Genomic DNA, 25,367 nt, shown 5'->3' on the forward strand with positions numbered 1-25,367 from the left:
CAAACGAACACGCTATGACAACAAATCATGATGAATCAACACATGCGTCCTGCAGCCATAATCAAGGCAATGGAGAAGCTGCACATGCATCCTGCGGCCATCATCACTGCGAGCATGAACGTCCGCTGCAGCAGGTAAAACACATTATTGCCGTCGCATCAGGGAAGGGAGGAGTTGGAAAATCAACCTTCGCCGTAAACCTCTCCATTGCACTTGCCCAGACAGGAGCAAAAGTTGGCCTGATTGACGCTGATCTTTACGGCCCGAGCATTCCAACCATGTTCGGACTGCTCGATGCCAAACCGGAAGTAACTGAAAAACATCTTGTCCCACTGGAAAAATGGGGTGTCAAACTGATGTCCATCGGTTTTCTGATCGAAACCGATACGGCGGTTATCTGGCGCGGCCCAATGGTTTCGAACGCCATCAAGCAGTTTATCAGTGAGGTAGATTGGAGCGAGCTCGATTACCTGATCTTCGATCTTCCTCCCGGCACCGGAGATATCCAGATCACAATCGCCCAGACCGTTCCCCTGACTGGCGCCATTATTGTTACAACACCGCAGGATGTAGCCATTGCTGATGTATCGAAGGCTGTCAGCATGTTCCGCAAGGTCAATGTGCCGATTCTTGGAGTGGTTGAAAACATGAGCTATTACGAACTGCCGGATGGAACAAAAGACTATATTTTCGGACATCATGGAGGAGAGATATTTGCCCGTACCCAGGGACTTTCCTTCCTCGGCTCCATTCCGATCGATCGTGCTGTACGCGAGGGTGGAGACAACGGAACACCCTATATGCTCAGCCATCCCGATTCGGCGACATCAAAAGCCATCAATCAAGCCACAATGGAGGTTGCACGCAGGATTTCCATCACCGAAGCGGAACGGGGAAATAAACAATCATAAATTTCGTATTGTTTTTTTCCGCAAGAGGTTTGATATTAGATTTCGTAAAGATGATAACGGCCCTTTTTTTCACTCAATTGTAAACCAATTATACCATGAGCTCCACCAAGGATTACCTTCCAAACAGCGATGCGCTTTACGACAGGGTTATTGCAGCACTTGAAACCGTACGTCCCTATCTGCAGGTTGACGGAGGAGATTGCCAGATTGTCGGCATTACCAAAGATATGACCGTTGATGTAAAACTGCTTGGCGCATGTGGTTCATGCCCCATGAGCACCCTTACCCTGCGTGCCGGTGTCGAACAAGCTATCAAAAAAGCAGTTCCGGAAATTGTACGCGTTGAATCAGTGTAACAAACTCATCAGTCAAGATTACGCAATAAAAGTTCCAGGGAGTCTTCATTCTGAATGAGGACTTCTCTGGCTTTACTTCCGTCTGCCTCACTGACAATCCCGCTGAATTCAAGCTGATCCATCACTCGCCCTGCGCGGCTGAATCCCAATCTGAGACGCCTTTGCAGCAGCGATACACTCGCCTGCTGGTGCGTCACCACAAGCCTTGCCGCCTCCTCAAACATACTGTCCTTGCCATCTTTTTCCTGATACCCCGATGATGATATCCCGTTACCTTTGTTGATATCAGGGGAGGGAAGCACATACATGTTCTTCAGCGCATGTTGTGAACCGATAAAGGAGGTAATCTCTTCAACCTCACCCGACGAGACGTAAGGCCCCTGAATACGCATCGATTTTGGCTGATTGGATGGCTGATAAAGCATGTCGCCATTACCAAGAAGCTGTTCAGCCCCTGAGCCATCGAGAATGGTGCGTGAATCAACCCTGCTTGCCACCTGAAAAGCGATCCTGGCAGGAAAGTTTGCCTTGATGATACCGGTAATGACATCGACCGATGGCCTCTGAGTCGCCACAATCAGATGAATACCGACGGCACGGGCAAGCTGGGCTATCCTGATGATGGGCTCTTCAACTTCCCGTCCTGCCGTTATCATGAGATCGGCAAGCTCATCAATGACCACAACAATGTAGGGCAGAGCCTCCTCGGGGATACGGCGATTATGGTCTCCAATATTGCGAACACCTGCTTTTTCAAGGGTCTCGTAACGGATCTCCATCTCTTTGACAACACACTTCAGCGCATAGACCGCCTTCTGGGGATCCGTGATAATCTGCTCCTCAATGCCGGGAAAACGCATGAGAAAATGGTTTTTCAGATGCTGATACTGAAATAGCTCAACCCGTTTTGGATCGATCAGCACAAATTTGACCTTGTCGGGACTGCAGGCATAGAGCAGGCTTGAGATAATGACATTGATGCAGACCGACTTTCCGGCTCCGGTAGCGCCAGCAATCAGGAGATGCGGCATGGTGGCAAGATCGGCAATATAGACCTCATTGGCGATAGTTTTACCGAGCACAATCGGCAGCATCATGGTGCTGTTCTTGAATTTTTCAACCTGCAGCACCGACCGGAGCCAGACCGTTTTCGGCTTGCCGTTGGGAATCTCCACACCAACAGCATTCTTTCCCGGAATCGGTGCAATAATCCGGATACCTCTTGCCGACAGCGCCATGGCAAGGTCATTTTCAAGGGATTTGACCCGACTGACCTTGACATCCGGTTCAAGTTCGAGTTCAAAAAGGGTCACACGAGGCCCAACCGTTGTTGAAATCCTCTTCACCTCAATCTTGTAGATCTTGAGTTTCTCAAGCAGTTTCCGCTTGCTTTCGTCGAGATGCTGCTGATCGATCTGATCATTGTCATCGGGGACTTTTTCCAGCAAGTCGATCGACGGGAAACGATAAGGCTCCCTGTCCTTGGTCTGCACTTTCAGACGACGCTCATCAAGATCAGCCTCTTTTTCACGGACAGCCTGGTGAATGATCATCTCCGGCTCTCCGGGAATCTTCGACTGCAGCGCCAATGGAGTTCTCTCAGCAGCAGAGGGCTCCGGCAAAGGAGGTTCCGGCAGCAAAAGCTCTTCCTGAAACACCGGGGTAACCAGTGGAACAGCAGAGGCTGATACAAAAGGTTCGGATTCAGGCTCCTGCTTCAGTGTCTGTTTTTTCAACTCCTCTTTTTTCTGAGCCTCCTTTTTCAGTGCAAGCTTTCTCTTTTCCTCTCTTTTCTCCTCTCTCTTTTTCTCTTTCAGCTTCTGCAGTTCAGCCTTTTTCTTACGCTTCTCAGCACGCTTTGCCCTGAAAGCAGCAAACGACCTGACACTGCTTTTGACGGCAGCGAGCACCAGCCTCATACCTTCAGCCAGCGCAGTCTGCCCCATGTAGAGAGTCAAAACCAGAGCAATAACGGAGAGAAGAACAAGCGCTGCGGTAAAACCAATCACGACAGAAAGAAACTCCGCAAGCATCCGCCCGATTGCTCCAGCCATCATATCGCTGAACGGCGCAGAGGTAAGGCCGAACATCGTTGCGATATCAAGTGAAAAGGCGAGGCTGTAGAGAGAAAAAAGAATGGCTGGTTTCAGGCTTTTCGCCCGCAGAAGCAACCATCCCCATAAAAAAATGGCTGTTAACGGTAGAATTACCGAATAGCCAAGAAATGAACGGATAAAGAACGCGGAGATCCTTGCTCCGAATAATCCGAATGGATTGTGAATGCTTTCAGCCACATCTCTGGCAGATCTACTGAAAATATCGTGCCATGCAAGGGTACCAAAACTTGCCTCATCATCCGGATGAAAACTCAGAAGGGCCGCAATCAAAAAGAGAGCCAGCAACATAAGTACCAGACCGCCGATCTCTTTTTGCAGCGCCTTCATGTCGAGAGGAGTCCCCTTGACACCTTTGTTGTTATTTTTCATTTTCACCTGTGCAGTCACTCCTGTAATACCTATGGGGTTGCATTCAACTCAAAGAGGTTGTAACAAACGGCAACCTCCTGATCACACCCGTATGAAGGCTTCCGCGAACCTCAACCAGAATTGGAGTACCCGGCTTCAGGTACTCACGCACCACATTGCAGGTACCAACCGGCTCCTGGAGTGTCGGCGAAAGTGTCCCGCTGCAAACCCAGCCAATCTCCTGGCGGTCACTGTTGTAAAGCTTGAAATGCTGGCGGGGAAGAACGCGGCCATCAAGGCTGAAACCAGCAACTCCCCGCTTCAGATTACCTTCAACCTGCTGGCACGCCTCCTTGCCCATAAAATGTCCTTTACCCATTTTTACCACCCATTTCAAACGCGCTTCAAGCGGGTTCGTATCCTGGTCAATCTCGTGGCCATACAGTGAGTACCCCATCTCAAGGCGGAGTGTGTCGCGTGCACCCAGTCCTATGGGCTGAATGCCGCTCTCTTTACCCGCTTCAAACAGCGCCTCCCATAACGGCAGAGCCATCGCATTCGGCAAACAGATCTCAACTCCCTTCTCACCCGTATAACCTGTTCCGGCAATCATCACCTCCGTTCCCTGGAACAGAACCTTACAGAAGCGGAATGCCCCAAGCGCAGGAACATCAAGCGCAGGAAAGACCGTTGCAAGAATATTCAGGGCAAGCGGACCCTGCAGGGCAATCAAAGAAAGTTGATCGGTATGATCCTCAAGCACAACCCCTTCAAATGCTGCGATATGCTGCTGCAGCCATTCAAAATCTTTTTGGGCATTACTTGCATTGACAATAAGAAAAAACGTTTCGCTGTCGATGCGGTAGATAATCAGGTCATCAACAATGCCGCCATGAGGATAGAGCATGAGATTGTACTGCGCCTGACCATCCTCCGCGTTGTCGAGGTCGTTGGTCGTCATGTACTGAAGAAACTCTTTTGCCCGTGCACCCCTGACATAAAAGTTGCCCATATGCGACACATCAAAAAGCCCGGCCGCACTGCGGACAGCATGATGCTCAGCAATAATTCCCCTGTATTGTACCGGCATCAGGTAACCACCGAAATCGATAATTTTAGCTCCGGCTTCTTCATGCCAGGAGTACAATGCTGTTTTTTTCATAACGACCCTTCACGAAAGTTATTGAGTGGAGTTACAACTGACTGTAAAAAAACATTTAAACAGGAAAATCAAAGCTTTTTTTCCAATGGGCTGAATTTTCCATTGCAGATCAGCTCCATGCGCTCACCCGTCACAGCCAATATAAGAATACTGATTTCTTGCAGAAGAGGTTGGAAAAACATTTTTTAGCAGCAATGCTGAATAGATATCGGATTACATGATGTTCAACCCAACGGGCTGTCATGTTTCGTAACGTTGTTTCCCGCACTGCCAGCATGAACTGAACTGACCTTCAATCGTTTCGCCACAATCCGGACAAACCCATTGACTGAGAGTTTCAGCCTGAGAACTTCGCCAAGCCTCTATCAACTCAAGGGCTTTGGGGTAGTCCGCATCATTGAAAATCCAGAGTGCCGGGAGGCACTCCTGAGGCGAAAGTTCACCCACTGCAATAAAAAGATGTTCATTGCGGATGACACAGGCTACCTCTTCCTTTTCGAGCAGGCTCTTCAGCACATAAACCTCGCCCGATTCGCTCATCGTATTTGGTGCAAACAAGTATTTCATAGGTTACTCCCCAAGGATTACAATACCTGAAGTAATCCTCAGCCCAATACACTTGTTGTTTCGGTACTTCACTTACCCCGGCCAATAATCACCTCATTGCCAAGCTCATTACGATCTCCGGCTTTCAGGGGAAAATGGGCGGCAAGAATTGCAGCGCACCGGTCAACGGCTCCCGCTATTGCTGCGGCCTGGGCCTTGCTTTTGATCCCTCCAACAATGGTATCGACAATCTCCTGCCAGACCGCCTTGTCAACTTTGGCATTAATGCCTTTATCGGCAATCACACGAACATGATGCTCAAACAGTGAAATATAGATGAGAATGCCGGTATGATCAACGGTCTGGTTAATATCCTTCTGATAAAAGGCGTTGATGGCAGCCTCTTCGACCTCCTCCTTCATATCCGATGCCGTGACAAAGAGACGTTTGAGAAGAGGAATTCGTTTGAGCAGTTCGTGAAGCACGATAAACGAAAGGCCAAAGAGTTCAAGAAAAAACCACATACTCTCGTGCCCGGTAAAAAAGGCCACGGCAACACCAAGGAGTATCGCCAGAAGCGAACTGCCGATCATGCTTGCAAGAGGATAGTGATAACTTGACGGAACGACCATAACCACAATTTCACCTGAGGTGCGCATTTCAGCTTCCGCTATTCGCGCCTCAATCTGAAGCCGTTCTGCCGCTGCAAGAAATTTTTCTGCCGGATCTTTCATAAGCTGTTCTCTTTTTTTCACTGCTTCTACCAATCACCTGACGCTCCACCGCCGCCGAAACCACCGCCGCCGCCGCCAAAGCCACCTCCACCGCTTCCACCACCAAAGCCGCCACCATAGAAGCCACCACCAAGACCGCCGTTTGCCATTGGGCCGCCTCTGTGGCCACGAAAAATCTGGCTGATCAGATATATAAGAAAGAGAATACTGAAGAGGAGGGGAAATGAAGTTTTATCCTTTTTCTTCACTGGCTTTGCCTTGTACTCTCCATGAACAGCCGCAATAATGGCATCGACCCCTCGGGTAAATCCGGCATCGAACTGCCTGGACTTGAAGGCTGGAACAATCTCGTCATTGATAATTCGTCCTGCAAGAAGATCGGTCAACCTTCCCTCCAAACCATAGCCAACCTCAATGCGCACCTTTCGATCATCGCGTGAAACAATGAGTAGTACACCGTTGTCGGTACCCTTCTGGCCAATCTTCCATGCCTCGACCGCCCGTATCGAAAAATTTTCGATGGGGTCGCCCTGAAGCGATGGAATGGTCAGAATAACAATCTGCGTTGACTCGGCAGCCTCAAACTGCTGAAGCTTTGCTTCAAGCTCCGCCTTTACCGGTGCGGAGATCATGGAGCCATAATCGTTGACCCGTCCTGAAAGAGCCGGCACCTGAATTGCCGTATGGCCGTTGAGCGGCACAAACTGAATCAGTGCAACCATCAAAAAGAGCAGAACCCTCAGAACGGATCTCATGAATTGATTCATAACAGTTAACAGAATCAGAATTTAACAGCAGGCACCGCTTTGGCAGCTTCATCGGCCTTGAAGTACTCCTTGGCTTTCAGCTTCAGCGCCAGACTGTTGGTCAACGAGTTCGGAAACTTCCTTATCGAGAAGTTGAACACTTCTACCGCCCCGTTATAACGCTGACGGGCAACGCTGATACGGTTTTCGGTTCCCTCAAGCTGATTCTGAAGATCGCGGAAGTTCTGGTTAGCCTTGAGTTCAGGATACCGCTCTACCGCCACCAGCAGACGCGACAGGCTTGAGGAGAGACCACCCTGGGCGCTGGTGAATTTTGCCATCGCCGCCGGATCGCTGAGCATAGCGGGAGTAAGCTGAATCGAACTCGCTTTTGCCCTCGCTTCCACCACTGCCGTCAGGGTCTCCTTTTCAAAATTTGCTGCTCCCTTGACCGTTGCTACAAGATTTGGCACCAGATCACCCCTGCGCTGCAACTGGGACTCAAGATCACCCCATGCGCGGTTTACAGCCTCTTCATTCTGCTGAATGGTGTTGTACCCGCACCCGGAAAGGGTACTGAAAAAAAGAAACAGTGCAATAAGCCTTGCCATGGTCACCTTCATAATGTTCTCCTTGATGTTTGTTCTGTCAGTTTAAATAAATGCAAAAAAAATATACCATCTTTCCGTTTTCGATTGTCATCCGCTCCCCCCCCTCTGCAGCACTTTCCCCAGGCAGCCAATCTGGGGAGCCGGGGACTGGAACATCTTATCCAAGATGAAGTTCCAGTGCCATACTCCTCCAAACCTTTCAGCTTACAAGCCGTTCGACCGTAAATATTCCCTGCACCTTTTTCAGTTTGTCCATAAGGGTATTCAGTTTTTCCGCATTGCGAACGTAGATCATCATGGTACCGACAAACATCCCGTCATGCGCGTTCAGCGAAATGGTACGGATATTGGTATCGAATTTTGAGATGACCGTTGTAAGCTGATTCATGATGCCGAGACGGTCTTCTCCAACAATCTTGATACCGGCAAGAAAATCGGTCTCAACTTTTCTGTTCCACGAAACCGAGACAATGCGCTCGCTTTTCAGCAGATTCTCATTACTGACATTGACGCAGTTTTTACGATGTATCTTGACCCCCTCAGCGGTAACAAAGCCGATCACCTCATCACCGGGAACAGGCTGGCAGCAATTCGCATAGGCATAGGCGATATTGTTCATACCTGCAATAACAACATCGTCCTTTTTAGCCGGAACACCCTCCGCATCCAGTTCGTGACGCGCTTTCTGCAGATAATCTTCAACCTCACGCGCCTCTTCAGTGAGTGTTTTTGCTGTCGGCTCCTCCTTGCGGGAATTGTTGGCCCGCTCAATAACCTCTTCACCATTGATCTGCTGGCTCGCAAGAGCGCTGAAGAAATCTGCTGGCGTTTTAAGGCCATACCCTTTAACATGCTGGATGATGTCGCTGTCCGATAAAAGCTTTTTGGTACCAGCAACCATCTTCTCCCACATACCCCGCCCTTTCTCGACCTGCAGACGGCGCTCCTCATTGATGGCTGAACGTATCTTCAGCTTGGCCCGCTGGGTTATGACCACCTTAAGCCAGTCAGGTTTCGGCTTCTGGTTTTTCGAGGTGATAATTTCGACCCGATCACCCGATTTAAGCTGCGCATTCAAGCGAACGATCTTGCCATTCACCTTGGCCCCGATACAGCCGTTGCCAACCTCCGTATGAATGGCATAGGCAAAATCGATCGGTGTAGCCCCCGCAGGCATGGTTTTCATATCTCCTTTCGGAGTAAAAACATAGATTTCGTCGTGGTAGAGGTTAAGTTTGAACCCCTCCATAAAAGAGGCCGCCGAATCAGCATCCTTGATCAGCTCTCTGGCCCAGCGAAGAAACGAATCGATGTTGACATCATCGCGCGATATCTTCTCCTTGTATCGCCAGTGAGCCGCAACGCCGAGTTCTGCAAACTCATGCATACGCTTCGTGCGAATCTGCAACTCAACCATATGACCCTTCGGGCCGATAATGGCCGAATGAAGGGACTGGTATCCGTTATGCTTCGGTACCGAGATATAGTCCTTGAAATACTGCGGAACCGGAGGATATTGCTGTGTAATAAAACCGTAAACCGAAAAGCAGTCAGCGATACGCTCGGTATCAATAATCACCCTGATACCATAGAGATCATGAATATCTTCAAAGCTCTTGTTCTTGTTGCGCATCTTGTTGTAGATCGAAAAGAGATGCTTTGCCCGTCCCTGCACCTCCACCTTGAACTCCTGCTGCTCAAGATCATCTTTGATGGGAGCAATCATCTTTCCGAGATAGTTGACCCGGTCACCTTTACCCATACGGATTTTCTGCTGGAGAAATTCGTACATCTCCGGATCGATGAATCGGAGGGCAAGGTTTTCAAACTCGACCTTCATCTTTCCAAGACCAAAGCGGTGCGCAAGAGGTGCATATATGTCCCGCGTTTCAAGCGCAATCTTCAACCGTCTGTGCTCAGGAAGCGATTCAAGTGTTCTCATGTTGTGCAGCCGATCGCAGAACTTGATCAGAATAACGCGGATATCCTTGACCATCGAGAGCAGCATCTTGCGAAAGCCCTCTGCCTGGGTCGTCTCCCGGTTGATCATGATACCGGAAATCTTGGTCAGCCCTTCAACAATATCAGCAACTTCAACGCCCAGCTCAGCAACAATATCCTCATAGGTATAGCCGCTGTCTTCAATGACATCATGCAATAAGGCTGCCGCTACAGAGACGCCATCAAGAGGAAGTTCCTTGAGCAGAATGGTGGCAACTTCAACAGGATGGTAGAAAAAGGGTTCACCTGAAGCCCGTTTTTCTCCCTCGTGTGCCCGATAGCACATAAAAAAAGCACGCTGAATCAGCGATTCATCAAAATTTTTGAGATTCTTGCGAGAAAGCTGAAGTATCTCGTGAAGCTTTTTGTAATGATCTTTCCCTATCTGTGCTAACATTGCAGATGAACTCTGGTGAACAACATATGAAAAAGGTAACGGACGACAACCGATGCACTATTATATAATGTATTTATGCATAACAACACAAACAGCAGCACCCCGGAAAAAATTATTCTCCTGCCGGTAATCGCTCCAGAGCCTGTTCCAGCTTTGTGATTTCATCACGCAGATAAGCTGCCTTTTCATACTCCATCTGAACAGCAGCTTCCTGCATTTCAAGGCGGAGTTCCGCTGCGAGGGCATAACCCGCTTCAGGAGTCAGTGTATCAATATGACCGGAAAGCACCCTCTCAGGTTTCGGCTCAAGACCGAAGCGCTTTCTCCGGTAACGCTCCTCGGCATCAGCCACACCGGTGGTGTCGAGAATCTGGTCAACCGATTTGATGATTGAACGGGGAGTAATGCCGTGCTCTTCGTTGTAGCGTTGCTGGATGGTACGACGCCGGGCAGTTTCATCAAGCACTTCACGAATGGAACGGGTTACCACATCGGCATAGAGCACAACCAGACCATCAACGTTGCGGGCGGCCCTGCCTGCGATCTGCATAAGCGAACGGGTATTGCGCAAAAAGCCCTCCTTGTCGGCATCAAGAATCGCAACAAGAGAAACTTCCGGAAGATCAAGCCCTTCACGAAGAAGGTTGACCCCGACAAGCACGTCAATGTCCCCTACCCTGAGCTCACGAAGAATCTGCATCCGCTCCAGACTCTTGATCTCCGAATGCAGATAACGCGAACGAATACCTGTCTTTCTGAAAAAGTCATGCAGATCTTCCGACATTCTTTTGGTCAGCGTCATGACCAGAACCTTATTGCCCTTGGCGGTATGAATACGGATTTCGGCCAGAAGGTTGTCGATCTGGCCTGTAACAGGACGAACCTCCACCGGAGGATCAAGCAGACCGGTAGGACGGACAAGCTGCTCCACCACCACACCACCCGAGCGCAGCAGTTCATGTTCACTCGGAGTAGCGCTGACACAGATAACCTGCGACGCCATCTCCTCAAACTCCTCGAAACGCAGCGGACGATTATCGAGAGCGGAAGGCAACCGGAAACCATGCTCAACCAAAATGGTTTTACGGGAACGGTCTCCCCCATACATCCCCCGTATCTGCGGCAGCGTCACATGGGATTCATCAATGATGACCAGAAAGTCCGAAGGAAAATAGTCAAGCAGACAACAGGGGCGCTCACCGGGAGGGCGAGCCGAAAGATGCCTTGAATAATTTTCAATACCGGAACAGTAGCCAAGCTCCTTCATCATCTCAAGGTCATAACGGGTACGTTCTTCAATCCTGCGAGCCTCAAGAAGACGATTTTCAGAACGAAAATAGTTCAGCCTCTCGGCAAGCTCATTTTCAATAGCGAGCATGGCAACCTTAAGCTTCTCCTCGTCAGCAACAAACTGGCGGGCCGGATAGATGAAGGCATAATCCTCAACCCCAAGCACCTCTCCGCTATGAATATCAAAGGTCTGAATACTTTCAATCTCGGAGCCAAAAAACTCGATGCGCAGAGCAAGCTCCTCATGTGCAGGGACAAGATCGATAATATCCCCCCTCACACGAAACTTCCCCGAACTCGGCTGCACATCATCACGAATGTAATGGAGAGAAATCAGCTCCTTCAAAAAAAGATCCCGATCCTTCTCCATTCCGGAACGCAGTTCCACAATCTGCGCTTTCCAGTCTTCAGGAGAGCCCAGACCATAAATACAACTGACAGAACTCACCACAATCACATCCTTCCTGCCACTGAGCAGGGAGCTGGTCGCCTTGAGCCGAAGCCGTTCAATTTCGTCGTTGATACGCAGATCTTTGGCGATATACTTGTCGAGAGAGGGGAGATAGGCTTCAGGCTGATAAAAATCGTAATAACTGATAAAATACTCGACCGCATTGTCGGGGAAAAACTGTTTGAGTTCCCCATACAACTGGGCAGCAAGCGTCTTGTTATGGCTCATCACCAGAACCGGCCTGTCGAAACGGGCAATAACGTTCGAAATGGTAAAGGTCTTGCCCGAGCCAGTGACACCAAGCAACGTCTGGTAGGGGTTCCCCGACCTTACACCGTCGCAAAGCGCCTCGATGGCTTTCGGCTGATCGCCGGCAGGACTGTAAGGACTGACAATTTTATATATTCCGCTTCCGTTCACCTCCATAAACAACTCTCCAAACTTGATAATTATTTTCACTCCTTCCATTGCAGCAACTAAAAGAACTATTTATGCTATTTGTTAGTTCTTCCACAATGATTATCTACCGTAATAGCTAATGGACTTCCCTCTTGTACAAGCCCCTCTTGAACAACAGGCCTTTCAGGGGATTTTACAGCTCTCGTACACCCTTAGCCTGCGTGGACTGTTTATTTTCAGAAAGGCGGGTGAAGGCGGTTGCAATTATCCGCTTTAAATACCATTATTATCTTTATTTCTGATGACCGATACCTACACGACCGCCATAAAACGCCGTATCCCCATATTCACCATCGGGATACTTTTTTTGCATCTAATTTCCTGTAAGCCCATGATCAACGAAGAGAGACCCTATCCATACACAACCGTTCCCGGAGACTCACTCCACACCAGAATCTACACGCTCAAAAACGGCCTGACCGTCTACATGAGCCCTTACCTCGACGAACCAAGAATATACACCTCCATTGCAGTCCGCGCAGGAAGCAAGAATGACCCCGCAGAGACAACCGGTCTTGCGCACTATCTCGAGCATATGCTCTTCAAGGGGACCGATTCAATCGGCTCGCTTGACTATGAAAAAGAGCATGTCGAGCTTGAAAAAATTTCCGAACTCTACGAACAATACCGAACAACAACAGACACGGAAAAACGCGCCGCAATCTACAAGGATATCGACAGCATCTCCAACGTTGCCGCAAGCTATACGGTGCCTAATGAATATGACAAAATTTTAAACTCCATCGGCGCCCAGGGCACCAATGCCTACACCTGGGTCGAACAGACCGTCTATGTCAACGACATCCCGTCGAACAAACTTGACCAGTGGCTTACCATGGAGGCGGAACGGTTCCGCAATCCGGTCATGAGACTGTTTCATACCGAACTCGAAACCGTCTATGAAGAGAAAAACATGACCATGGACAGTGACAGCCGGAAAATATGGGAAAATCTCTTTGCCGGACTCTTCAAAAAACACACCTATGGCACCCAGACCACCATCGGCAAAGCGGAGCATCTGAAAAATCCCTCCATAAAGAACGTCATCAACTACTACCGGACTTACTATGTGCCAAACAACATGGCGCTCTGCATCGCCGGTGATTTTGATCCGGATGCAACCATAAAACTGATCGATCAGAAATTTTCAGTCCTGCAACCCAAAGAGGTTCCGCACTTTACACCCGCAGTGGAAGAGGCAATAACGGAGCCCTCCATCATCAAGGTAAAAGGGCCGGAATCGGAAGAGCTGGTCATCGGATTCCGGTTCGATGGAATCAACAGTTCCGAAGCCGATTACCTCACCCTTGCCGACAAGGTGTTGTTCAACCAGACTGCCGGACTGATTGATCTGAACCTGAACCAGCAGCAGAAAGTACTCGATGCCGGTTCAATGCTCGTCATGATGAAAGATTATTCCACCCATATTCTGAGTGGAAAACCAAGAGAGGGGCAGAGCCTTGAACAGGTAAAGGAGATGCTGCTCGCACAGCTTGAACTGCTCAAAGAGGGGAAATTTCCCGACTGGCTGCTTGAAGCTGCAATCAATGACCTGAAAATTGAACAACTGAAACTCTACGAAAGCAACCGCGGTCGTGTTGAAGCCTATGTTGACGCCTTTGTCTGGGGTATGACCTGGCCCGACCACGTCAGCCAGATAGAACGGCTCGAAAAAATCACCAAAAAAGAGCTTGTCGACTTTGTCCGCAACCATTACAGCTCGAACTATATCGCCGTTTTCAAGGAGCATGGCACCCCGAAAAGCGAAACAAAAATCCAGAAACCACCGATCACACCCCTGAAAGTTAATCGGGACACCTCATCGCAATTTGCCGAGAAACTGCTGGCCCTGAAATCAGAAAAAACCGAGCCACTCTTTCTCGACTATAAAAAAGATATTGGCTTCTTTGATGTCAATCCTTCCATCAAACTGCACTATCTGCAGAACAAGGAAAACGAGCTTTTCTCGCTCTATTATGTCTTCGACATAGGAAAAAACAACAGCAAAAAGATCGAACTCGCACTCGACTACCTCTCCTATCTCGGCACCTCAAAACTCACGCCAAAAGAGTTCAGCCAGGAGCTCTATAAAATCGGTGCAAGCTTCTCGGCATTTACCTCCGACGACTACGTCTACCTGAAGCTCTCCGGACTGGAAAAGAACTCCGCTGCAGCCATTCGACTGCTTGAAAATCTTCTCGTTGATGCCAGACCCGACCAGGAGGCGCTTGAAAAGCTCAAAGAGGGCACACTCAAAGAGCGTACCGACGCCAAGCTCTCCAAAAAGAAGATCCTCTTTGAGGCCATGACCAGTTATGGCAAATACGGTCCATCCTCTCCTTTCACCAACATCCTGAGCAACAAGGAACTTGAGCAGGTCACTTCACAAGAGCTGCTGGGAGAGGTGCACGATCTGTTGCAATACCGCCATCGGGTACTTTATTACGGCCCAGCCTCTTCACAAGAGGTGCTCAGCGAACTGCGCTCCGTACGCCATTACCCCGAATCAATGAAGACCCCGCCGGTCGCCGACCTGTTCCGTGATCTCGAACAGCAGAGCAATCTCGTCTATGTCGTCGATTACGATATGACCCAGGCAGAGGTTATCCTTTTAACAAGAGATGAGTTGTACAACCCATCCATTCTCCCCCTCTCCACCCTCTTCAACGAATATTATGGTGGAGGAATGTCATCGGTGGTTTTCCAGGAGCTGCGCGAAGCCAAAGCGCTCGCCTACTCGGTCTTTTCCGTCTACAAAACACCGAAACAGAAGGACGAGCATAACTACATTGTCAGCTATATCGGCACCCAGGCCGACAAGCTCCCCGAAGCGCTCGACGGCATCAGCATCCTGATGAACAAGCTGCCGAAATCACCCGAACTCTTTGCATCGGCATTGAACGGCATTCAGCAGAAAATTTCAACCGAACGGCTGACAAGAACAGAGATCCTCTTCAATTACGAAGAGGCCGTACGACTCGGGCACGACCATGATATCAGAACAGACATCTACCGCGAAACAGCCCGGATGAGCCTCGCCGATATCGAACAATTTCACAGTGCCCATTTCAGAAACCAAAAACATGTCATGCTGGTGCTTGGCAAGAAAAAAGATCTTGACATGACAACCCTGAAAAAATACGGAACGGTAAAAGAGCTGACGCTGAAAGATATTTTCGGCTATTAACAGCTTTGCAGCAACCACCCGACAGGGTTTTTGACTATGAAAATTCTTAACAAGTATATACTGGGGCAGTTTGCAAAGGCATTTCTTTTTACATCAATAGCCTTTGCCTGCCTCTTTATTCTCATCAACATGGTTGAAAAACTGGATGAGTTCATCGACAAGAAGCTTGGCCTGTGGCAGATTGTCCATTATTACCTGCTCTCAATACCCTCCATTCTTCTGGTCGTCTCTCCCGTGAGCGCTCTGCTCTCCTCAATCCTTGTCGCAGGGAAGCTCTCCTTTTCAGGTGAACTTCCGGCAATACGCTCCGCCGGTGTCAGTATGCGCCAACTGCTGACACCCTTTATAACCGGAGGAGTGCTGATTCTGCTCTTCAATCTTCTCAATGCAGGATGGATCTCCCCATCAACATTTGCCGAAAAGAACCATTTTGAACAGCGCTATTTGAAAAGAAATCCAGCCCAGCCCCAGGAAAACCGCAACATCCACATCCTCGAACCGGGAAACCGTATGCTCTCCATTGGAACCCTTGATCCTGACCAGGCAGAAATCAGCGCCGTCTCCATCGAGGAGTTCAGCGGCGCACGCCTCAAATCCCGAACCGATGCCGACAGTATGCGCTACAACCAGAAAACAGGCGAATGGATACTGCTGAATGCCGCAAAACGCAGTTTCACCGGAAAAGATGAAACCTTTCATCTCACCCCTGTAACATCAGTAAAACTTGCCCTTTCGCCCCGCTCTCTGTCGGAACTCAACCTCCAGCCGGATGAAATGAACCTCATCCGCCACTACCGCTACCTCACAGAAAAAGAGGGAGCCGGTTTCGCCGGACTGGAACGATCGACAGTAAAATTTCACAACAAAATCGCACTCCCCTTCGCCTCGCTCATCATCATCCTCATCGGAGTCCCCCTTTCCGCGAAAAAAAAACGGGGCGGACTCGCATCTGAAATAAGCATCACCCTTTTTGCAGGATTTCTCTTTATGGGAGTGCAAAAGACCATCGCCATCGCCGGATACCAGGGAATGATCAACCCCATGCTCGCCGCATGGCTGCCAAATATCCTCTTTTTGGGCATCGGCTACGCCATCTATAAAACCGCTATCGACTGAACCTCATGCAGACCGGACACCCCCCTGTCATCGTCCTGATGACCGATTTCGGCCTCGCCGACACCTATATCGGCCAAATGAAAGGTGTCATCCTCTCCCTTGCGCCATCAGCACAGATTATCGACCTCACCCACGCCATAAGCGCCCAGAACATTGCGCAAGGCGCCTTCCAGCTCGGCAAGTCAGCCCCCTTTTTCCCTGAAGGAGCAATCTTTGTCGCAGTCGTCGATCCGGGAGTCGGCACCTCACGCAAGGCAATTGCCGTACAATGCGGAAAACAGAGCTTTCTTGCCCCCGACAACGGCCTGCTCACCGCCCTCTTCCAGACCGGGAAGGTCACTCAATGTGTCACCATCACCAATGAACGCTATATGCTTCCTTCCCGCAGCTCAACCTTTCATGGGCGCGACATATTTTCACCAGCAGCCGCACATCTCGCCTCCGGCGTTGCGCTCCGGGAGCTTGGCTCAAAGATGGAGCTGGCGGAATGCACCAAAATCCCGTTACCGGGATGCGAAAGCGGAGACAACGGCGCATCATGGGAGGGAACAATCATCTGCACCGACCACTTCGGCAACCTCATAACCTCACTCGACGCGGAAGTGCTTGACCGCTCAAAAGAGTGGCTGATAGGCGCCGGAAACCATCAACTGCCCATCTGCCGCACCTATGGAGAAGTTGCCGACCAGCAGCCACTCGCCTATACCGGAAGCAGCGGCATGATCGAAATCGCCATCAGAAACGGCAACGCAGCAGAGAGACTCGGGCTGAGGGATGGAGATGCGGTGAGGGCTTCCGCAGCATCCTCCATGCCATTCTCTCCTCGGTGAACGGTAAACTGTTTTTGCCTGTTTGGTTAGGGTGCACGGGTATTTCAGGTTGTTTGGTCAGGATTAACATAACGGCTCTTCATGTTACAAAAACTGTTTATGAACAAGGTGTGGACGGTCTTCACCCTCTTCACCATTTCGCTGGCCCTGTATGGTATTGACTTCAGCATTTACGGCAACCTGAGGGAGATATCAGCCAGCTTTCTCGGCAATCTCGCCTTCCTGCCCATATACATCATCGTCGTCACGCTCCTCTTCGAAAGGGTGCTTCGGGAAAGAGAGCGCAAATCGGTCATGAGAAAACTGAACATGGTCATCGGCGTCTTTTTCAGTGAATTCGGCAACCACCTGCTGAAAGAGCTGTCGGTACACGTAGTCGAAAGCGAAGAGCTGAAACAGCGCCTGCATATGAACGGATCATGGAAAAAACAGGATTTTGACGAGGCGCTCGACTATCTGCGCCAAAACAACCAGAAGATCAGCATCGACAGCGACGCCCTCCCCAGCCTGAAACAGTTCATGACCGGAAAACGAAGCTTCCTTTTGAGCCTGCTGGAAAACCAGAATCTGCTTGAGCATGAAAATTTTACCGACCTGCTTTGGGCAGCGTTTCATATCACGGAAGAGCTTGAGGCCCGCAAATCGTTCGATCGTATTCCTCCAAGCGACAAAGAGCACATCAATGGCGACATAAGACGCGTTTTCGGTCATCTGATCAGGGAATGGATCCTCTATATGCAGCATCTCAAGGAAGACTACCCCTATCTTTTCTCTCTGGCCGTTCGTCTCAATCCCATGATAGACTCGCCGGATCCGGTGGTGTATTCCGAACACTCCTGAAGAGGTATAACAACTGTAGCCCGGTACGGCTCCATCCTGCTTGCATAAGCTCAGAAAAAGAGTCCAGAATCACAACCGAATAAAATCGAATCACAAGGAACACCTATGACTACATCAAGTACACAAGCACCGCTTTCAGCTCAGCAGCAACAAGCTCAAAATCCGGCTCCAAACCCAACACCAACAGCATTGGCAACACAACCCGTTGTGGTACAACAGGTTCGACCACCGTTTCCGACACGCAAAATTATTTGCGATTCTGTTGTAAAACCTACAACGCCAAGTGCTAAAATATTGAATGAGGAAAACAAGAGATGATGTTGGGTCTACCAACGCACTATGTCATGGTATTAACATCGGCGGTGAGTACCTGCCTGTGAGATAATTATCCGCAGGAACAGGTAACCGCAGAACACTCCTGACGTACGATTTCTCACCAGTACGCATTGATGAAGTAATTGTGGAGAGCACAACCGGATGGGCAGGAAACGTGAAACGCCAGCGACACATCGGCGATTTCACCCAATGGAAACAGCACGACGCCTACCAGGCAGCATTCGACCGCCTCTTGCGGGATTTGAAAGCTGTGTAATGTCTCTGATAACTTACACTTGTGAGAGCTGTCCACTGATACCCACCTTTACACAATGCACTTGTTTTATGCCGAGCTGGAGCCCGGTGTCCACAGGGGTGCGGGATTTGAGAGCTGGATAAATGCCCATATTTCATCAGTTCTGACCTTTTCTGCAGCGGCACTGTTTTTTATGTTTTGCTGAATTATCTGTACCGGTTTCGTACTTTTCGGGATAAGTTAACCTCGCAAGTGTTTCATAAAAAGTAGAATACCTTATCCAACATGAGCACAATTTCTATTGCCGACATTCTTGAGCTTCCAGTGCAAGAGCGCATTCGTCTCGTTGAGCTGATCTGGGATAGCGTTGCTGCACTGCCTGAAGCAGTGGAAATCTCGCCTGCGCTCAAGGCTGAGCTTGAAGTACGCCTTGCGGAGTTCGAAGCAAACCCTGAAGCTGGCTATTCCTGGGATCAAGTGAAGTCACATCTTAAAGAGGGTTCATGGCGTACCGTCTGAAATTCTCTGCACGAGCTTTGCGTGAAACTGGCGAAGCTCAAGAGTGGTATGAATTGCAGAGCCCCGGCCTTGGTGCTGAATTTATGGCCGGGAGTTACAGCTAAAACGGCTTGAGCAAGCTCCGTTACTTTATTCCGAAGTTATCCCAAATGTCCGCTGCGCTCTCCTTCCCCGATTTCCTTACGGTTTATTTTATGTAGTGTAGAGTAATTTTGTGCATATTTTGGCAGTGTTACATGATGCTCGAAATCCGGGTTGTTGGCCTCAAAAACGGTAGCCATCAGCCATGATTATCATTCGTTCTTTTCGGAAATTATTTCGTTGTTGATGATCTCATGAATGTTGATAACACCTATAACCCCATACGCCTTAACCCTGCTGAAGCGCCTGCGGGATGATACTGGTCATCCAGATGGTTAAACCAAACGCGCAGTAATCACATTTTTAGAATCCACATTATTCCAAATTCAAACGTTGTTCCGCTTCGCCCTGTGGAGCTCGTTCAAGCGGCTCACCTTTCCATGCTCCCGCAGTATGCTCAAAAAGCTCTGATGCCCGCCCAGCTCCATATCGCCCGCGTACAAATAACAAGAAATCCAATACCTCTTGAGCTAATGATTCTGTAAGAAGCTCGGCTTCATGTCTCAGTTTTTCGATAACGGTCACCCGCGCCACATCGGCGATTTCACCCAATGGAAACAGCACGACGCCTGTCAGGCAGCATTCGACAGCCTCTTGCGGGATTTGAAGGCTTGACAGAGGATCATTTCGTTAATACCACCGATATGATCCCGTTGGATGAATAATAAAATGAATAATCCGGAGCAAGCATGACGAAGCTTCTGCTTTTTACTCATCCCGGAACACTTCGTTTCCAGGAGTCGAGGGTAAACCCATGGCGGCAAGGCCAATGCTCATATACTTGTTGACAGGGCTAACCGGGAACATCGGAGCCGTGTATGCAAAAACAATCACAGGAAAACGTACATTTCCGATATAATAATTGCCCTGTTCAATGAACCGATAATCAACAAGAGGTGCTATGCCAACAATAGCAATGTTCTATGGAATTATTATCAGAATGTATTGCTCACCGGGTGAGCATAATCCTCCTCATATCCACGCTTATTATCAGGAATTCAAGGCGATTATTGATATAAAAAACTGTGAATTGTCGGAGGGCAAGCTGCCGTCAAAACAACTGAAGCTTGCTTTGGCTTGGGCCGAAATTCATAAAGAAGAACTGTTGGCAGATTGGGAGCTGGCTTCGAATGGCGAGCTTCCGTTTCCCATCAAACCGTTACAATAAGGAGATTGTCATGTACCCTTCAGTGATAAGCGTAAGTCCGTTAAACGATTACAAGTTGTTGCTTGTGTTTGAAACCAGTGAAAAAAGAATTTTTGATGTAGCTCCCTACCTCAATACCGGTAAATTTGCAGAACTGCGAAACCCATCGGTATTTCATACGGTAACGGTCAAGTTCGACACGATAGAGTGGTCAAACCAGTTGGATATCGATCCGGAATTTTTGTACGAAAAAAGCGTAAAAGCTGAAGCCTGACATCTGGTTCTTTACGGATACCCCAAGAAGCAATAAACTCAAAACAGGTGGCCCGATGAAGAAAAACCGTTTGTTTCAGGCGAAGAGGTTCACTCTTTTTCTGCTTGTATCCTACCTCTTTTCAGCCTGTGTTGCCCAGAGTCCGGCGCTTGAGCAGGCTGACCTGCAGAAGGCATACCAGAGCGCCATCGTTGATGCGGAAAGAGCCGATCCATCAGAGATATCGAACAATCTGGTTGCGATTGTTCCCTCAAACGAGAGGCTGATATGGAAGAACAGGGATGATGCCAAAAATGCCATGCTGCTTGTTGTCACCTGGACAAACTATAACGGCTATGACAGTATCGTCGGGCAATCGCTCAATCTGTCGAGAGAGGTTTGGGTTACAACCGCGCCGGAGGTGAAGAATTTTTGTAAGGGGCTGAAAGAGAACCGGTCGTTGCGACTGGAGCAGCTTTTGGGGCTTCCACCGAGGGCGGGCAAAACGAGGTTTGTGGAGATGTGGGTCAAGCCGGGCGATCTTTTCAGGCCGAGCGCCGACCCGGAGATCAGTGACCGTGAAGCGGAAACAGAGTTCAGGACATCCAATAAATTTGTGACGGTGAGTGCCGACTATGTCAAGTGGTACAATGAGTTGAAGATGCAATCATACGGAACCAACGGCTATCCGTGGACCAGACTGGGTTATACCTATGACTGGGGAGATCGCCGCCGTCACATCGGGTTAAGTGAATTTGTGATCATGCCGGGCGCCACCGTCGAGATCAATGCGGTTGCACCAACGTCTGACTATTAACGAAATTATGCTCCAATCGTCGGCCCACCTGCGGTGGGCGATTCTGTAGTCGGTTGTTACCAGAACATTTTGGCGTGCGGCGGTTCGTCCCTCACCCCCGCTCACCAAAATGTTGGTACTGCCCTCTCGCTCACAAAGCAAAGACGGAATGAGCTGCCAACTGACTACGGGACGAAAACCGGGCGGAAGCCCACGAAGTTGCTCCGGCCGCCGGGGGTGTAGCCGCGCCGAGACGCCGACCGACAGTACTCGGCATCGTAGTTCCAGCTCCCGCCACGAAGAACACGGTTCGAACCGGTTTCAGGCGCTGGCCCACCGGGGTTTTCAACAAGCCCTTTTGCCTTGCATTCGTCATAGTATGTACCGCTATAGACATCATCGCACCACTCCCAGACATTGCCGTGCATATTGTACAGGCCCCAAGCATTGGGCTCAAAACTCTCTACCGCAACCGTCCTGGCGCGGTATTGGCCTTTCCGGTTCTTGTTGTAGGGATAGTTACCGTCATAGTTGGCCTGTGCTGTTGTGATATTTCCACCCGTATTGAACGCTGTTCTGCTTCCTGCTCGGCAGGCATATTCCCACTCTGCCTCGGTTGGCAGACGATACCACTTGCCTGTTTTTTCGGAGAGCCATCGGCAATATTCAACGGCATCATTCCAGCTCACATGCACCACCGGATGGTTCTCCTCACTTTTGGTGCGTACCTTGCCAGAGACTCCATGACGCCAATTCACCCCTTTTGTGAGTACGGCTTCGCTTCCATTCCAAACATAGCTATCCCCCGCTTTTTCTGCATCTGTCCGATAGCCTGATTCAGCGATAAAGCGTCTGAACTCGGCAACGGTCACCTCATATTTGCTCATATAAAAGTCATTCACTTTTACCTGATGCTGCGTTTCATCGCTCTCGTGGCCAACTTCCGTTTCAGGGCTCCCCATGGTAAATTCACTTCCGCGTATCAGCACAAAATTGGCTGGCGACTGCATGGAGGAGAGGCCCGGGAATGCTGCGCTGAATACCGTAAGCCCGCCAAAGCAGATTCCCGTAAAGCAGAAAAGGCTGGCGGCTAACAACCTGCGCCGTTTGGAGCGGGCGCTGGCCAGGTAGAGCGCTTCGACATTTACGGGTTTGGTGCCTGCGGCACTGCTTTTCGCTGCTGTATTGCGCTTGCCTTTGCCGGAGAGCAGGGCAAGGAGGCTCAATATGAGGGAGAGAAACCAGCTCAAAAATGCCAATCCCATGAGCCAGATGCCACTGGTGGATGCTTCCGTTCCTTCCGCACCTGAAAAAAACTTTAAACCAAGAGCATAGAGCACTGGCACAACGAAGCTGAGCGTGAGGATCACCCGTGCCAGTTTGTCGAGCTGTTTGGGCTGCTCAATGAGATCTGAAACAAAGGCTTTTTCAAGCTCTTCGTCACGGTTTGACCGGGAAGCGGTTTGCTGCGGGGTAGAGTCATCCATATTCAGTTCCGGTTTGGTGTGTATGATACATTACCGTTATGGCATGTGCCGGAATTTACTGTTTATGCAGGTGTTACCCATATACTTTGCACAATAAAGCCGTAAAACGTAAAGTAGAGCAGCGCTATTTTGTGCCGCGCAGAAAAACGCTTGCCGATTGCCTCATCATCTCCGAATAGCATTACCGTAATGATGTGAAGGTACAGGGTAGCTAAATGCATTTTGTTTTAAGCGCCATCCCCTCTATATTTGATTTGATAACGGCTTGGAATGACTCATACCGATTTTTTCTGATTGATACGTTGCCCGAATAAGAGATCGAATGGAAAACTCGAACGATCATTACGACAGCCCGTGGAAGGAGGCCATTGAGCATTACTTCGAGGAGTTTATGACCTTTTATTTCCCGGATGCTTATGCACAAATTGACTGGTCGAGAGAGCATGTTTTTCTTGATCAGGAGTTGCGGGCGGTGGTGCAGGATGCTGAGCTGGGTACACGCTTTGTTGACCGGCTGGTCAGGGTGACCGAGCTTTGTGGCAATGAAAGCTGGATATATATCCACATTGAAGTGCAGGGCACAAAGCAGCCGGAGTTTGCCGAACGGATGTTTGTCTACAACTACCGGATTTTCGACCGTTACAAAAGGCCTGTTGCAAGTTTGGCGGTGCTGGCCGATGAAAACAAGCAGTGGAAACCCACCTCTTATGGTTTTGCCGTGCTGGGATGCCACCATACGCTGGAGTTCCCGGTTGCCAAGCTGACCGATTATGAAGACAAACTCGATGAGCTGCTGGCATCAAATAACGCTTTTGGATGGATTACGGCGGCACACATCCTGACACAAAAAACCAGAACGCAGGATCAGGAACGGTACAACGCAAAACTCAGCTTACTACGAATACTGTACGAACGGCATCGGAATAAACAGCGCGTTATCAATTTATTCAATGTCATTGACTGGCTGATGCAACTGCCGGAGTGGTTGAACAGCGAGGTCTGGCAAGAACTTGAAAAAATCGAGGAGAGGGAAAAAGTGCAATACATTACCAGCGTAGAACGAATTGGCATAGCCAAGGGTATAGCCAAAGGCCGTGTTGAGGGCCGTGTTGAGGGCGAATCAAGGTTATTGAAAAGGCAGCTTGAGCGCCGCTTTGGACTGTTGCCCGAGTGGGCATCAGAGCGGTTAGGAAGCGCCAAAGAGGAAGAGCTTGAAGCCTGGAGTGAAGCGGTTCTTACTGCCCCGACGCTTGATGCTGTTTTCGGGAAAACTGACCTATCATAACTCTACAGCCGCTGGACAGTGTACTCGTCAACAAAAAAAAGCACCGGGTTTTTGCCGATGCTTTTTTGCTGAGAGGGTTGTACCTCCATGAATCTTTGGAAGTCAAATTCTTTTTTGACAATCAGCTTCCAATGTACTCCTTCAGAATCTTGCTGTATGCCGACTGGCGGAGCCTGCGGATTGCCTTCTCCTTGATCTGGCGAACGCGTTCACGGGTAAGACGGAACTTTTCGCCGATCTCTTCGAGGGTGAGGGGGTTATCCATGCCAATCCCAAAGTAGGACTTGATGACATCGGCTTCTCTTGGAGCAAGGACGGAGAGAGAGCGCTCGACCTCAAGGGTAAGTGAGTCGCGGTTCAGGCCGTAATCGGGCAGATGGCCGTCGTTCTGCAACACATCGAGCAGTCGGTTATCATCACCCTGTGCAAACGGGGCATCGACGGAAACATGACGTCCTGCAATTTTCAGGGTATCGGCAACGTCCTGCGAATCCATTTCAAGCAGGGTGGCAAGCTCCCTGGTGTTGGGGTCGCGTTCAAATTCCTGTTCGAGCTGGCTGTATGCCTTGCTGATTTTGTTGAGCGTTCCTACCCGGTTCAGGGGAAGCCTTACAATTCGTGACTGTTCGGCCAGAGCCTGGAGAATGGACTGGCGGATCCACCATACGGCATAGGAGATAAACTTGAAGCCACGGGTTTCATCAAAGCGCTTTGCGGCCTTGATAAGACCAAGATTCCCTTCATTGATCAGGTCTCCGAGGGTTAACCCCTGATTCTGATACTGTTTGGCGACAGAAACAACAAAGCGCAGGTTACCCTTGATCAGCTTGTCGAGAGCGCGTTTCGCCCTCTTGTATTCGGTCGTATCGACAGGCATATCAAAACCCTCCTTGATCGCCTTCGTCAGTTTGACCTCATCTTCGGCTGTCAACAGGTCATATTTTCCTATCTCCTGCAGGTAACGGTCAAGCGAGAGACTCTCTCGATTGGTTATCTGTTTGCTTATTTTGAGTTGCCTCATCTATTACGTCTCCTTGAGAACTTCAGCATTTTAAACCTTCCCCTG

The 25,367-nt window shown here is 49.6% G+C and carries 24 protein-coding genes; 13 read left to right on the forward strand and 11 right to left on the reverse strand.

Annotated elements, in window-relative coordinates; genetic code table 11:
* Positions 1 to 14 precede the first annotated feature (14 nt).
* Together PPHA_RS11655 and PPHA_RS11660 are read left to right on the forward strand one after the other, a co-directional pair.
* Positions 15 to 911, forward strand: coding sequence for an Mrp/NBP35 family ATP-binding protein (locus PPHA_RS11655; protein ID WP_012509024.1), 897 nt, complete (start codon positions 15 to 17; stop codon positions 909 to 911).
* A gap of 95 nt (positions 912 to 1,006) precedes the next feature.
* Entirely contained in the window at positions 1,007 to 1,267 is a 261-nt protein-coding gene (locus tag PPHA_RS11660) for a NifU family protein (RefSeq protein ID WP_012509025.1), read from the forward strand.
* Positions 1,268 to 1,275: 8 nt separating this feature from the next.
* Here PPHA_RS11660 and PPHA_RS11665 read toward each other — a convergent pair whose 3' ends face one another.
* The 8 genes from PPHA_RS11665 to uvrB all read right to left on the reverse strand — a co-directional run bounded on the left by PPHA_RS11665 (position 1,276) and on the right by uvrB (position 12,096).
* The gene (locus tag PPHA_RS11665) at positions 1,276 to 3,753 is read right to left on the reverse strand and encodes a DNA translocase FtsK (RefSeq protein ID WP_012509026.1); all 2,478 of its coding nucleotides are present in this window, start codon (positions 3,751 to 3,753) and stop codon (positions 1,276 to 1,278) included.
* Between the two features lie 43 nt (positions 3,754 to 3,796).
* Positions 3,797 to 4,894 (reverse strand): glycine cleavage system aminomethyltransferase GcvT, encoded by a 1,098-nt coding sequence (gene gcvT / locus PPHA_RS11670; protein WP_012509027.1) that lies wholly within the window; start codon positions 4,892 to 4,894, stop codon positions 3,797 to 3,799.
* Positions 4,895 to 5,134: 240 nt separating this feature from the next.
* Positions 5,135 to 5,434, reverse strand: coding sequence for a putative signal transducing protein (locus PPHA_RS11675; protein ID WP_223293909.1), 300 nt, complete (start codon positions 5,432 to 5,434; stop codon positions 5,135 to 5,137).
* A 95-nt stretch (positions 5,435 to 5,529) separates the two neighbouring features.
* Positions 5,530 to 6,174, reverse strand: a complete 645-nt coding sequence (locus PPHA_RS11680) for a TPM domain-containing protein (protein ID WP_012509029.1) — start codon at positions 6,172 to 6,174, stop codon at positions 5,530 to 5,532.
* A gap of 26 nt (positions 6,175 to 6,200) precedes the next feature.
* The gene (locus tag PPHA_RS11685; protein ID WP_223293910.1) at positions 6,201 to 6,929 is read right to left on the reverse strand and encodes a TPM domain-containing protein; all 729 of its coding nucleotides are present in this window, start codon (positions 6,927 to 6,929) and stop codon (positions 6,201 to 6,203) included.
* Between the two features lie 26 nt (positions 6,930 to 6,955).
* Positions 6,956 to 7,543, reverse strand: coding sequence for a LemA family protein (locus PPHA_RS11690; protein ID WP_041526547.1), 588 nt, complete (start codon positions 7,541 to 7,543; stop codon positions 6,956 to 6,958).
* 187 nt (positions 7,544 to 7,730) lie between these two features.
* Complete coding sequence (locus tag PPHA_RS11695; protein WP_012509031.1) at positions 7,731 to 9,929, reverse strand: RelA/SpoT family protein; 2,199 nt, start codon at positions 9,927 to 9,929, stop codon at positions 7,731 to 7,733.
* Positions 9,930 to 10,041: 112 nt separating this feature from the next.
* Positions 10,042 to 12,096 carry an excinuclease ABC subunit UvrB gene (uvrB, locus tag PPHA_RS11700; RefSeq protein WP_041526873.1) on the reverse strand — a complete coding sequence of 685 codons (2,055 nt, stop codon included), beginning with the start codon at positions 12,094 to 12,096 and terminating at the stop codon, positions 10,042 to 10,044.
* 274 nt (positions 12,097 to 12,370) lie between these two features.
* Between uvrB and PPHA_RS11705 the strand changes: the two genes are divergently transcribed.
* The 10 genes from PPHA_RS11705 (at position 12,371) to PPHA_RS11745 (ending at position 21,550) form a co-directional block, all read left to right on the forward strand.
* The gene (locus PPHA_RS11705; RefSeq protein ID WP_012509034.1) at positions 12,371 to 15,316 is read left to right on the forward strand and encodes a M16 family metallopeptidase; all 2,946 of its coding nucleotides are present in this window, start codon (positions 12,371 to 12,373) and stop codon (positions 15,314 to 15,316) included.
* Positions 15,317 to 15,352: 36 nt separating this feature from the next.
* On the forward strand, positions 15,353 to 16,432 hold the full coding sequence (gene lptG / locus PPHA_RS11710) for an LPS export ABC transporter permease LptG (RefSeq protein WP_012509035.1): 1,080 nt from the start codon (positions 15,353 to 15,355) through the stop codon (positions 16,430 to 16,432).
* A 5-nt stretch (positions 16,433 to 16,437) separates the two neighbouring features.
* Positions 16,438 to 17,262 (forward strand): SAM hydrolase/SAM-dependent halogenase family protein, encoded by an 825-nt coding sequence (locus PPHA_RS11715; protein ID WP_012509036.1) that lies wholly within the window; start codon positions 16,438 to 16,440, stop codon positions 17,260 to 17,262.
* An 81-nt stretch (positions 17,263 to 17,343) separates the two neighbouring features.
* Complete coding sequence (locus PPHA_RS11720) at positions 17,344 to 18,102, forward strand: hypothetical protein (RefSeq protein ID WP_012509037.1); 759 nt, start codon at positions 17,344 to 17,346, stop codon at positions 18,100 to 18,102.
* A 105-nt stretch (positions 18,103 to 18,207) separates the two neighbouring features.
* Positions 18,208 to 18,420, forward strand: coding sequence for a hypothetical protein (locus PPHA_RS15715; protein WP_150085699.1), 213 nt, complete (start codon positions 18,208 to 18,210; stop codon positions 18,418 to 18,420).
* A 142-nt stretch (positions 18,421 to 18,562) separates the two neighbouring features.
* Positions 18,563 to 18,694: a hypothetical protein gene (locus PPHA_RS16585; protein WP_263053209.1), complete on the forward strand. Its 132-nt coding sequence runs from the start codon at positions 18,563 to 18,565 to the stop codon at positions 18,692 to 18,694.
* Positions 18,695 to 18,958: 264 nt separating this feature from the next.
* Positions 18,959 to 19,192 carry an addiction module protein gene (locus PPHA_RS11725; RefSeq protein WP_012509038.1) on the forward strand — a complete coding sequence of 78 codons (234 nt, stop codon included), beginning with the start codon at positions 18,959 to 18,961 and terminating at the stop codon, positions 19,190 to 19,192.
* A gap of 1,042 nt (positions 19,193 to 20,234) precedes the next feature.
* Positions 20,235 to 20,501, forward strand: coding sequence for a DUF4160 domain-containing protein (locus tag PPHA_RS11735; protein ID WP_012509040.1), 267 nt, complete (start codon positions 20,235 to 20,237; stop codon positions 20,499 to 20,501).
* A 10-nt stretch (positions 20,502 to 20,511) separates the two neighbouring features.
* Positions 20,512 to 20,754 carry a DUF2442 domain-containing protein gene (locus tag PPHA_RS11740; protein ID WP_012509041.1) on the forward strand — a complete coding sequence of 81 codons (243 nt, stop codon included), beginning with the start codon at positions 20,512 to 20,514 and terminating at the stop codon, positions 20,752 to 20,754.
* Positions 20,755 to 20,809: 55 nt separating this feature from the next.
* Positions 20,810 to 21,550, forward strand: a complete 741-nt coding sequence (locus PPHA_RS11745; RefSeq protein WP_012509042.1) for a hypothetical protein — start codon at positions 20,810 to 20,812, stop codon at positions 21,548 to 21,550.
* Between the two features lie 164 nt (positions 21,551 to 21,714).
* Here PPHA_RS11745 and PPHA_RS11750 read toward each other — a convergent pair whose 3' ends face one another.
* On the reverse strand, positions 21,715 to 23,016 hold the full coding sequence (locus PPHA_RS11750) for a formylglycine-generating enzyme family protein (protein WP_012509043.1): 1,302 nt from the start codon (positions 23,014 to 23,016) through the stop codon (positions 21,715 to 21,717).
* A gap of 62 nt (positions 23,017 to 23,078) precedes the next feature.
* Positions 23,079 to 23,237, reverse strand: coding sequence for a hypothetical protein (locus PPHA_RS16035; protein ID WP_190273995.1), 159 nt, complete (start codon positions 23,235 to 23,237; stop codon positions 23,079 to 23,081).
* Positions 23,238 to 23,338: 101 nt separating this feature from the next.
* Between PPHA_RS16035 and PPHA_RS11755 the strand changes: the two genes are divergently transcribed.
* A complete protein-coding gene (locus PPHA_RS11755) occupies positions 23,339 to 24,301 on the forward strand; it encodes a DUF4351 domain-containing protein (RefSeq protein WP_012509044.1) in 963 nt (320 codons plus the stop codon).
* 121 nt (positions 24,302 to 24,422) lie between these two features.
* Here the strand turns inward: PPHA_RS11755 and PPHA_RS11760 are convergent, their stop codons facing one another.
* Positions 24,423 to 25,322 (reverse strand): sigma-70 family RNA polymerase sigma factor, encoded by a 900-nt coding sequence (locus PPHA_RS11760; RefSeq protein WP_012509045.1) that lies wholly within the window; start codon positions 25,320 to 25,322, stop codon positions 24,423 to 24,425.
* Positions 25,323 to 25,367 lie beyond the last annotated feature (45 nt).

This window comes from Pelodictyon phaeoclathratiforme BU-1, assembly GCF_000020645.1.
Classification (GTDB): Bacteria; Bacteroidota; Chlorobiia; order Chlorobiales; family Chlorobiaceae; genus Chlorobium; species Chlorobium phaeoclathratiforme.

What these genes read in the sequence shown, in the direction of transcription:
- PPHA_RS11735 (WP_012509040.1), top strand. Translation starts at nt 20,235, where the DNA reads ATGCCAACAATAGCAATGTTCTATGGAATTATTATCAGAATGTATTGC.
- PPHA_RS11680 (WP_012509029.1), bottom strand. Translation starts at nt 6,174, where the DNA reads ATGAAAGATCCGGCAGAAAAATTTCTTGCAGCGGCAGAACGGCTTCAG.
- PPHA_RS11675 (WP_223293909.1), bottom strand. Translation starts at nt 5,434, where the DNA reads ATGAGCGAATCGGGCGAGGTTTATGTGCTGAAGAGCCTGCTCGAAAAG.
- PPHA_RS11690 (WP_041526547.1), bottom strand. Translation starts at nt 7,543, where the DNA reads ATGAAGGTGACCATGGCAAGGCTTATTGCACTGTTTCTTTTTTTCAGT.
- PPHA_RS11715 (WP_012509036.1), top strand. Translation starts at nt 16,438, where the DNA reads ATGCAGACCGGACACCCCCCTGTCATCGTCCTGATGACCGATTTCGGC.
- PPHA_RS16035 (WP_190273995.1), bottom strand. Translation starts at nt 23,237, where the DNA reads ATGCATTTAGCTACCCTGTACCTTCACATCATTACGGTAATGCTATTC.
- PPHA_RS11655 (WP_012509024.1), top strand. Translation starts at nt 15, where the DNA reads ATGACAACAAATCATGATGAATCAACACATGCGTCCTGCAGCCATAAT.
- PPHA_RS15715 (WP_150085699.1), top strand. Translation starts at nt 18,208, where the DNA reads ATGACTACATCAAGTACACAAGCACCGCTTTCAGCTCAGCAGCAACAA.
- PPHA_RS11745 (WP_012509042.1), top strand. Translation starts at nt 20,810, where the DNA reads ATGAAGAAAAACCGTTTGTTTCAGGCGAAGAGGTTCACTCTTTTTCTG.
- uvrB (WP_041526873.1), bottom strand. Translation starts at nt 12,096, where the DNA reads ATGGAGGTGAACGGAAGCGGAATATATAAAATTGTCAGTCCTTACAGT.
- PPHA_RS11705 (WP_012509034.1), top strand. Translation starts at nt 12,371, where the DNA reads ATGACCGATACCTACACGACCGCCATAAAACGCCGTATCCCCATATTC.
- gcvT (WP_012509027.1), bottom strand. Translation starts at nt 4,894, where the DNA reads ATGAAAAAAACAGCATTGTACTCCTGGCATGAAGAAGCCGGAGCTAAA.
- PPHA_RS11725 (WP_012509038.1), top strand. Translation starts at nt 18,959, where the DNA reads ATGAGCACAATTTCTATTGCCGACATTCTTGAGCTTCCAGTGCAAGAG.
- PPHA_RS11750 (WP_012509043.1), bottom strand. Translation starts at nt 23,016, where the DNA reads ATGGATGACTCTACCCCGCAGCAAACCGCTTCCCGGTCAAACCGTGAC.
- PPHA_RS11695 (WP_012509031.1), bottom strand. Translation starts at nt 9,929, where the DNA reads ATGTTAGCACAGATAGGGAAAGATCATTACAAAAAGCTTCACGAGATA.
- PPHA_RS11760 (WP_012509045.1), bottom strand. Translation starts at nt 25,322, where the DNA reads ATGAGGCAACTCAAAATAAGCAAACAGATAACCAATCGAGAGAGTCTC.
- PPHA_RS11660 (WP_012509025.1), top strand. Translation starts at nt 1,007, where the DNA reads ATGAGCTCCACCAAGGATTACCTTCCAAACAGCGATGCGCTTTACGAC.
- PPHA_RS11720 (WP_012509037.1), top strand. Translation starts at nt 17,344, where the DNA reads ATGTTACAAAAACTGTTTATGAACAAGGTGTGGACGGTCTTCACCCTC.
- lptG (WP_012509035.1), top strand. Translation starts at nt 15,353, where the DNA reads ATGAAAATTCTTAACAAGTATATACTGGGGCAGTTTGCAAAGGCATTT.
- PPHA_RS11685 (WP_223293910.1), bottom strand. Translation starts at nt 6,929, where the DNA reads ATGAGATCCGTTCTGAGGGTTCTGCTCTTTTTGATGGTTGCACTGATT.
- PPHA_RS11755 (WP_012509044.1), top strand. Translation starts at nt 23,339, where the DNA reads ATGGAAAACTCGAACGATCATTACGACAGCCCGTGGAAGGAGGCCATT.
- PPHA_RS11665 (WP_012509026.1), bottom strand. Translation starts at nt 3,753, where the DNA reads ATGAAAAATAACAACAAAGGTGTCAAGGGGACTCCTCTCGACATGAAG.
- PPHA_RS11740 (WP_012509041.1), top strand. Translation starts at nt 20,512, where the DNA reads ATGTACCCTTCAGTGATAAGCGTAAGTCCGTTAAACGATTACAAGTTG.